We start from the raw sequence: 8,173 nt of genomic DNA, 5'->3' as shown, positions 1-8,173 counted from the left end.
GGTGTGTGAGAGGGGGAGGGGGCCGCCGGTCAGGCGGGCACCGTGCAGTCGAAGGCGTGCAGGTAGGGGTTGACGGGGCTGATGTCGTCGATGGTCAGGCCGGCCGCCCTCAGCCGGCTGGTCATGCTGTCGGTGGTGTGCTTGGCTCCGCCGACGTTCAGCAGGAGCAGCAGGTCCATGGCGGTGCTGAACCGCATGGACGGGGTGTCGTCGACGAGGTTCTCGATGACGACGACGCGTGCTCCGGGCCCGCCGGCGTCGATGACGTTGCGCAGGCAGCGGGCGGTGGAGTCGTCGTCCCACTCCAGGATGTTCTTGATGATGTAGACGTCGGCCTTGACGGGGACGGCCTCGCGGCAGTCGCCGGGCACGATCCGTACCCGGTCCGCGAGCGGGCCGCCCTCGCGCAGCCGGGGATCGGCGTTGTCCACCACGCGCGGCAGGTCCAGCAGGGTGCCGTGCAGAGACGGGTACTTCTCCAGCAGGCCGGCCACCACGTGGCCCTGGCCGCCGCCGATGTCGGCGATGGAGGAGGCGCCGGACAGGTCGAGGAGTTCGGCGACGTCCCGGGCGGACTGCTTGCTGGAGGTGGTCATGGCCCGGTTGAAGACGTCCGCCGACTCGGGGGCGTCCTCGTTGAGGTGGACGAAGAACTCCTTGCCGTACAGGTCCTGGACGACGTTGCGGCCGGTGCGCACCGCCTCGTCCAGCCGGGGCCAGGCGTCCCAGGTCCAGGGTTCGGTGCACCACAGGGTGATGTAGCGCAGGCTGTTCGGGTCGTCCTCGCGCAGCAGCCGGGAGATGTCGGTGTGCGCGAAGGTGCCGTCGGGCTGTTCGGTGAAGACGCCGTAGCAGGCCAGGGCCCGCAGCAGCCGTCGCAGCGGCCCCGGTTCGGTCTTCACCGCCGTCGCGAGGTCCTCCACGGCCGTGGGGGTGTCGCCGAGCGCGTCGGCCACACCCAGCCGGGTGGCCGCGCGGAGGGCGGCGGCACACGCCGCCCCGAACACGAGCTCCCTGAGCCGCATGGACGGCGGTGGGGCGGACTGAGCGGTCGTCATGTGCCGCCTTCCTTCCTGGTCGGTCCCCGTGCGGTTTCGGACGGGGACCGGGTGTGGTTACGGGTGTGGTGACAGGGGTGGTGACGGCCTCAGCACATGCCCGCGGGCTCGGAGGCCCGGCAGGAGTTGTTCCGGAAGGCGTTGTTGTGCGTGGCGCTCTCCTGGTTGACCAGGTCGGCGGGGGCGTTGTCCCGCAGCGCGTTGCCGCTGATCCGGTTGTTCTCGCTGGTGGCGCCGACCATGCTCTTGAAGAGCACGATGCCGCCCGACAGCGGGGACTTGCCCGAGTTGCCGGTGACCGTGTTGCGGGTCACGTCGGTCTCCTCGGCGCCGGTCAGGACGATGCCCGAGCCCTGCAGGTAGGGCAGCCGGGCGGTCGCGGGGCAGTGCTTGTTGTTCTCCACGACCCGGTTGTCGCGCACGGCCAGGGCGCCGGCCCTCGGCTTGTTCTCGTCGCCGACGACGAACACGCCCGCGCAGTTGCCGGTGATCTCGTTGCCGGTGACGGTGAGGTTCCGCAGCCGGCGGACGGTGACGCCGATCCGGTTGCCCTCGAGCCGGTTGTGGGCGATCCGGGCTCCGCCGGTGTCGGTGGCGCCCTGCTCGGCCGTGATCGTGTTGGCGAGGAAGAGGCCCGCGTCGCCGTTGTTCCGGGCGGTGTTCTGCAGGTACTCGCTGCGCACGGAGTGCTCCTCGGCGATGCCCCACACGCCGTTCTTCTCGGCGGTCACGTTCCGCACGGTCAGCCGGTCGGCGCCGACCGACATCACTCCGGCGTGGGAGAAGCCGGTCACGGTCAGGTCGGAGACGGTGATGCCCTCCAGTCGCTTGTCCTTGGTCCCCGCCACGCAGATGCCGTTGCCGTGCCCGCCGCAGTCGTCGCCGGCCTTGGCGGCCGGCTTCAGGACGGTGCCGCGGCCCGTGCCGCGCAGGATCAGGCCGGGCGTCGTCACCTTGACGCTCTCGTAGTAGACGCCGGGTGTCACCAGCACGGTGTCGCCCGCCTTCGCGGAGTCCACCGCCTTCTGGATCGATCCTCCCGGGAACACCAGGTGCATCCTGGGCACCGAGATCGGCGGGGCGGCGGCGACACCTGAGGCGGCCAGCGCGGCAGTGCTCAGGAGCAGAGCAATGTGGCGTTTTGTCATATTGGGCAGGCTATGACCCTAAGGTCCGACTGCAAGGCCTGATAGGCCGTTCGAGGGCGTGTCATGCGCGCAGGACGCGGCCGATCCACAGCTGTTCGGGTGACGGCGGCCGGCCGTCGGACAGATCCCACAGGGCGTTCTGCAGAACCCGCCCGAGCGTCCAGGCGCGCGCCCGGTCCCGGTCCAGCCCCAGGACGCCGGTCATGGCCGCGAAGCGCGGGACGACCTCACCGGCGTCGAAGCGGTTGACCAGCGCCGGGAACAGTTCGAAGCCGACGTCTCCGGCGAGCGGCTTGGGGTCGATGGCGAGCCAGGGCTCACGGCCGCCGGCGAGGACGTTGTCGTAGTGCAGGTCCCAGTGCAGCAGCCGGTCGCCGGGCTCGGCGACGACCTCGCGCACGGCGGCCGCACAGTCCACGAGCAGCCGGCGCTCGTCCCCGTCGGGCAGCCGCCCCAGCAGCCCCGGCGCCCGCTCCAGCATGCCCCGCGCGATGTCCCCCAGCCGCCGTGTCCCCGCGGGGGCCGGTACGGAGGTCAGGCGGGCCAGCAGCCCGGCGACGACCAGGGCGGCCTCACGGGTGTCCGGCAGGCCCGTCAGCGGGCGAGCGGCGTCCAGCCGCTCCAGCAGCAGCGTGCCGGTGGACTCGTCGTGCTCCAGCAGCCGCACGGCGCCGGCGCCGTCCCACGCGCGCAGCGCGAGCGGCTCGCCCGCGCTCTCCTCGTCCAGGAGCTGGAGCTTCAGGACGGCGGGCGTGCGGTCCTCCCGCACCACCGGCAGGGCCAGCGCGCACACGCCGTGCATCGCCGGCCCGTCGACCCGCAGCCGCCACCGGTCGAGGAAGCCGGCCACCCGGCGCGGCAGGGCGGCGACGAACGCGCGGCCCNCCCGCCGCTCCGTTGAATTTCTCCTGAGAAGCGGCCGGCGCGGCGGGCACCTCGATCACCTTGCCGACCATACTTGCGAGGGTGAACGCGGTCATGCGGATGCGGCGTGGGCTGCGGGCGGTGACGGCGTACGTCCGCGGCGCCCCGGGCACGTACGTGTGGCTGCTGATCCTGTTCTTCACCACCGTCGCCCTGAACCACATGTCGCCGCGGTTCGAGCAGCACTTCCTGCGGCAGCGCTCCACGAACATCCACGAGCTGTCGAACAACCCGGTGCGGGTGCTCTTCTCCAGCGCCATGTGGATCGACAGCGGCCGCTGGCTGCCGTACGCGGCCCTCTACACGGTCTTCCACGCGCAGGCCGAGCGCTGGCTGGGCACCCTGCGCTGGCTGCTGGTGTGCGTGGCCGCGCACGTACTGGCCACGCTGATCAGCGAGGGCGCGCTGCTGTGGGCGGTCCAGCGGCACATGGCGCCGGAGTCGGCCGTCAACACCCTGGACGTCGGCGTGAGTTACGCCCTGGCCGGGGTGATGGGGGTGCTGACGTACCGGATCGCGACGCCCTGGCGGTATCCGTACCTGGCCGTCCTGCTCGTCCTCTACGGCGTGCCGCTGGTCGCCGGGCGCACCTTCACCGATCTCGGGCACTTCACCTCCGTGCTGATCGGCCTCGGCTGCCGTCCGCTGGCCGGGGGCCGGGGGAAACCGTGGAACCCGGAGGAGACACTGGCCGCCCTCAGGCACTGACGTCCCCGGCCGGCCCGGTCGCCCTGGTCGTCCCGGTCGCCCTGGGTGGTTCGGTCGTCCCGGTCGGCCCGCTCGTCCCGGTCGGCCGCCTCTCCCCGGTCGGCCGGCTCAGCCCACCGACTCCGGTACGGCCGCCTCGGCCGGGGCTCCGCGCTCGGGGGCCCTGCCCTTGACCATCAGGCCGGCGACCAGCGCGGCCAGGAGCATGACGCCCGCCGCCCACCAGAGGGCGACCGTGTAGCCGTGCACGATGCCCTCGGAGACCACCCGCGGCCGGTCCGCCGGGCCGCGCAGACGGGCGGTGATGTAGGCGGCGCCGCTGGTCGTGGCGATCGTGTTGAGCAGCGCGGTGCCGATCGAACCGCCCACCTGCTGGGAGGTGTTCACGGTCGCGGAGGTCACGCCCGAGTCCCGCGGGGCGACGCCCGCGGTGGCGGTGGCGAACACCGGCATGTAGGTCAGGCCCATGCCGAGGCCCATCAGCAGCAGCGCGGGCAGCACCTCGCTCACGTACCGCGAGTCGACCGTCAGCCGGGTCAGGAGCAGCAGGCCGCCCGCCGCCAGGAGCATGCCGGGGACCAGGAGCGCGCGCGGCGCCACGTGCCGCAGCAGCCGGGCCGAGATCTGCGTGGAGCCCACGACGATCGCGGCGGTCAGCGGCAGGAAGGCCAGGCCGGTCCGCAGCGGCGAGTAGGCGAGGATGCCCTGCAGGTAGTAGGTCATGAACAGGTACAGCCCGAACATGCCGACCACGGCCAGCATCATGGTCAGGAAGCAGCCGGCCCGGTCGCGGTCCCGGACGACGTGCAGCGGCAGCAGCGGCGACGGTGCCCGGGTCTGCCACCACACGAAGCCCGTGAGCAGCACCACGCCCACCGCGAGCAGGCCCAGCACCAGAGGGTCCGTCCAGCCGCGCGGCTGGGCCTCGCTGCACCCGTAGACGACGGCCACCAGGCCGCCGCAGCCCAGCACCGCCCCGCGCACGTCCAGCCGGGCACCGGTGTTCCCGGGCCGGTCGCGCAGCAGGACGAGGGCGCCGACGACCGTGACGACGGCGATGGGCACGTTGACGTACAGGCACCAGCGCCAGTTCAGGAACTCGGTCAGCACGCCGCCCACGATGAATCCGATCGCCGAGCCGCTGCCCGCGAGGGCGCCGTAGATGCCGAAGGCCTTCCCGCGTTCCCTCGGATCGGTGAAGGCCGTGGTCAGCAGGGAGAGCGCGGAGGGGGCGAGGACGGCGGCGAAGACGCCCTGCAGGGCGCGGGCGCCGTAGAGCATGCCGGCGGACGTGGCCGCGCCCCCGAACGCGGAGGCGACGGCGAAGCCGATCAGCCCGGCGACGAACGTGCGCTTGCGGCCCACCAGGTCGGCGATCCTCCCGCCGAGCAGGAGCAGCCCGCCGAAGGCGACGGAGTAGGCGGTGATGACCCACTGCCGGTTGCCGTCCGACATGTGCAGGGCGCGCTGCGCGGAGGGGAGCGCGATGTTCACGATGGTCGCGTCCAGCACCACCATCAGCTGCGCGAGCGCGATGACGACGAGGGCCCACCAGCGGTGGGGATCGGTTTGTTCGGAACGGAATTCACCGGCGCGGGCGACGCTCATCTGGCCAGAAGACCATGAACCGGGACGTATCGCATCCGCGACTACGCCGAGATCGTCAGTGACTTTCAGTGACTGTCAGTGGCGGGGTGCAGCATGGGGACATGGTGAGGAGAGCGAGCGGCGGGAGCGCCGTGCGGGGGGCGCGGCGGCCCGAGGTGCGGTTGCCGCGCCTGGAGGCGTACGGCGGCGGGGGGCTGGCGCCGGACGGGGACTACGACGGGCTGGAGTTCCGGCAGGAGGACTTCGCGGGACAGGACGGGACGGGCGCCCGCTTCATGGACTGCGCGCTCCGGGACTGCGCGCTGGACGACACGTCACTGCGCCGCGCGCGCCTCCTCGACTCGGTCCTCACCGGCATACGGGGGGTCGGCACCGACCTCGCCGAGGCGACCCTGCGGGACGTGGAGGTGGCCGACGCCCGCCTCGGCGGTGCGCAGCTCCACGGGGCGGTCCTGGAGCGGGTGCGGATCCGCGGCGGCAAGATCGACTACCTGAACCTGCGCAGGGCCCGGCTGCGGGACGTGGTCTTCGAGGACTGCGTCCTCGTCGAGCCGGACTTCGGGGGCGCCCGGCTGGAGCGGGTGGAGTTCGTGGACTGCGTGGTGAAGGGCGTCGACCTCAGCGCGGCGACGCTCACGGACGTGGATCTGCGGGGTGCCGTGTCCCTGGAGATCGCGGGCGGGGCGGACCGGCTGGCTGGGGCCGTGATCAGTACCGGCCAGCTCCTGGACCTGGCGCCGGTGCTGGCGGCGGAGCTGGGGATCAGGGTGGAGGGGTGAGGAGGTTTCAGACGCGGGGGTAGCGGGCCTGGAGGGTCCATATCGCCGGGTTCTCGGCCAGGTCCTCGTGCAGGTCGCACAGGTCGGCGATCAGATCGTGCAGGAAGTCGCGGGCCTCTCGGCGCAGCTCCGTGTGGGAGAAGGTCAGCGGGGGCTCCTCGGCGGGCAGCCAGTCGGAGGCGATGTCGACCCAGCCGAAGCGGCGCTCGAAGAGCATGCGGTCCGTGGACTCGGTGAAGTCCAGCTCCGCCCGCTGCGGGCGGGAGGCGCGGGAGCCGGCCGGGTCCCGGTCCAGCCGCTCGACGATGTCGCACAGGGCCCAGGCGAAGTCCAGCACCGGCACCCAGCCCCAGGCCGTGGCCAGCTCGCGGTCCGCCTCGGTGTCGGCCAGGTAGACGTCACCGCAGAACAGGTCGTGCCGCAGGGCGCGCACGTCCACGCGGCGGTAGTCCGTCTGCGGGGGGTCGGGGAAGCGGTTGGAGAGGGCGTAGCCGATGTCGAGCACGTAGGCGATGGTGTCATGGGCGCGGAATAGGATCGCGCACGTGTATCGATCCGCACCGATTGTCCGGGCCGCCGCGGCCGGCTGTGCCCTGTCCCTGCTCGCGCTGACCGGGTGCGACGGGGGCGTGCGCGGCACCCCGGGCGGGGCCGGGGTGCGCGATCCGTACTTCCCCAGGGCCGGCAACGGCGGATACGACGTCGGCCACTACGACCTGACCCTCGCCTACGACCCGGACCGCCGTCACCTGACGGGTACGGCGGTCATCACCGCCCGGGCCACCCAGGACCTGTCCGCCTTCAACCTCGACCTCGAGGGGCTCGAGGTGCGCGGCGTCACGGTGGAGGGGAAGGCCGCCCTGTTCAGCCGGGCCGGGCAGGAACTCACCGTGCGGCCGCACGACGACCTGGTGAAGGGGGAGACGTTCCGTACGACGGTGCGGTACGCCGGGCGGCCGCGGACCGTCGTCGACCCCGACGGGTCGGAGGAGGGGTGGCTGCCCACCGCCGACGGTGCCCTCGCCCTCGGCGAGCCGGTCGGCTCGATGGCGTGGTTCCCGGGGAACAACCACCCGTCCGACAAGGCCGCCTACGACATCTCGGTCACCGTCCCCGAGGGACTGCAGGCCGTCTCCAACGGTGAGTTGAAGAACGAGACGACCGGCAAGGGGCGTACGACGTTCCGGTGGCACACCGCCGAGCCGATGGCGAGCTACCTGGCCACCGTCGCCGTCGGGCGCTTCGAGATCACGCGCTCCACCACGAAGAGCGGCCTGCCGGTGTACGTCGCCGTCGACCCGACCCAGGTGAAGGCGAGCCGCGCGGTGCTCGCGAAGATCCCCGAGGTCATCGAGTGGGCGGAGTACAACTTCGGCCCGTACCCCTTCTCGTCCACCGGCGCGGTCGTGGGCCGCGACGAGGACGCCGGTTACGCCCTGGAGACCCAGAACCGGCCCGTCTTCCCCGGCGCCCCCGACACCGGGACCCTCGTCCACGAGATCGCCCACCAGTGGTACGGCAACTCCGTCACGCCCAGGAGCTGGCGGGACATGTGGCTCAACGAGGCCTTCGCGACGTACGCCGAGTGGCTGTGGAAGGAGGACAACGGCGGCGACGGCGCGCAGCGGACCTTCGACGCGCTCTACGACGACGCCGGGAACAAGGCCCTGTGGGCCTTTCCGCCCGCCCGGCCGAGCGGCGCCGAGCACATCTTCGACCCGCCCGTCTACGCGCGCGGCGCGATGGTCCTGCACAAGATCCGCCAGGCGGTCGGCGACGACATGTTCTACGACATCATCCAGGGCTGGGCCGCCACCCACCGCCACGGCAACGCGTCCACCGCCGACTTCACCGCCTACGTGGAGAAGAAGGCCCCGGACAAGGACTTCGGCGGGATCTGGAAGGACTGGCTGTACGGGGAGGGCAGGCCGGCGCGCCCCTGACCGGA

7 protein-coding genes and 1 pseudogene are annotated in these 8,173 nt (G+C 72.2%); 3 read left to right on the top strand and 5 right to left on the bottom strand.

Annotated elements, in window-relative coordinates; all coding sequences use genetic code 11:
- Window positions 1-29 precede the first annotated feature (29 nt).
- From RH94_RS27320 to RH94_RS27310, 3 genes and pseudogenes are all read right to left on the bottom strand, one after another.
- On the bottom strand, window positions 30-1,058 hold the full coding sequence (locus RH94_RS27320; RefSeq protein WP_073950871.1) for a methyltransferase: 1,029 nt from the start codon (window positions 1,056-1,058) through the stop codon (window positions 30-32).
- An 89-nt stretch (window positions 1,059-1,147) separates the two neighbouring features.
- Window positions 1,148-2,206, bottom strand: coding sequence for a right-handed parallel beta-helix repeat-containing protein (locus tag RH94_RS27315; RefSeq protein WP_073950869.1), 1,059 nt, complete (start codon window positions 2,204-2,206; stop codon window positions 1,148-1,150).
- Between the two features lie 61 nt (window positions 2,207-2,267).
- Window positions 2,268-3,090: pseudogene (locus RH94_RS27310) on the bottom strand (aminoglycoside phosphotransferase family protein); the annotation flags it as partial.
- 94 nt (window positions 3,091-3,184) lie between these two features.
- On the opposite strand from RH94_RS27310, the gene RH94_RS27305 reads away from it, so the two are divergent.
- The gene (locus tag RH94_RS27305) at window positions 3,185-3,838 is read left to right on the top strand and encodes a rhomboid-like protein (protein WP_107428834.1); all 654 of its coding nucleotides are present in this window, start codon (window positions 3,185-3,187) and stop codon (window positions 3,836-3,838) included.
- A 108-nt stretch (window positions 3,839-3,946) separates the two neighbouring features.
- On the opposite strand, the gene RH94_RS27300 is transcribed toward RH94_RS27305, so the two are convergent.
- A complete protein-coding gene (locus tag RH94_RS27300; protein ID WP_073950865.1) occupies window positions 3,947-5,446 on the bottom strand; it encodes an MFS transporter in 1,500 nt (499 codons plus the stop codon).
- Window positions 5,447-5,547: 101 nt separating this feature from the next.
- Here RH94_RS27300 and RH94_RS27295 point away from each other — a divergent pair, with 101 nt between their 5' ends.
- On the top strand, window positions 5,548-6,225 hold the full coding sequence (locus tag RH94_RS27295) for a pentapeptide repeat-containing protein (protein ID WP_079189220.1): 678 nt from the start codon (window positions 5,548-5,550) through the stop codon (window positions 6,223-6,225).
- Between the two features lie 7 nt (window positions 6,226-6,232).
- On the opposite strand, the gene RH94_RS27290 is transcribed toward RH94_RS27295, so the two are convergent.
- Window positions 6,233-6,730: a hypothetical protein gene (locus RH94_RS27290; protein ID WP_073950861.1), complete on the bottom strand. Its 498-nt coding sequence runs from the start codon at window positions 6,728-6,730 to the stop codon at window positions 6,233-6,235.
- A 7-nt stretch (window positions 6,731-6,737) separates the two neighbouring features.
- Here RH94_RS27290 and RH94_RS27285 point away from each other — a divergent pair, with 7 nt between their 5' ends.
- Complete coding sequence (locus tag RH94_RS27285) at window positions 6,738-8,168, top strand: M1 family metallopeptidase (protein WP_107428833.1); 1,431 nt, start codon at window positions 6,738-6,740, stop codon at window positions 8,166-8,168.
- Window positions 8,169-8,173 lie beyond the last annotated feature (5 nt).

Source organism: Streptomyces kebangsaanensis (assembly GCF_001906585.1).
GTDB lineage: Bacteria > Actinomycetota > Actinomycetes > Streptomycetales > Streptomycetaceae > Streptomyces > Streptomyces kebangsaanensis.
Note: the sequence above shows the minus strand (reverse complement) of the source record. Positions and strands in the feature narration are given on the sequence as shown.

Coding starts and splice junctions, on each gene's coding strand:
- RH94_RS27300 (WP_073950865.1), bottom strand. CDS start 5,446: ATGAGCGTCGCCCGCGCCGGTGAATTCCGTTCCGAACAAACCGATCCC.
- RH94_RS27320 (WP_073950871.1), bottom strand. CDS start 1,058: ATGACGACCGCTCAGTCCGCCCCACCGCCGTCCATGCGGCTCAGGGAG.
- RH94_RS27295 (WP_079189220.1), top strand. CDS start 5,548: ATGGTGAGGAGAGCGAGCGGCGGGAGCGCCGTGCGGGGGGCGCGGCGG.
- RH94_RS27305 (WP_107428834.1), top strand. CDS start 3,185: ATGCGGATGCGGCGTGGGCTGCGGGCGGTGACGGCGTACGTCCGCGGC.
- RH94_RS27285 (WP_107428833.1), top strand. CDS start 6,738: ATGGTGTCATGGGCGCGGAATAGGATCGCGCACGTGTATCGATCCGCA.
- RH94_RS27315 (WP_073950869.1), bottom strand. CDS start 2,206: ATGACAAAACGCCACATTGCTCTGCTCCTGAGCACTGCCGCGCTGGCC.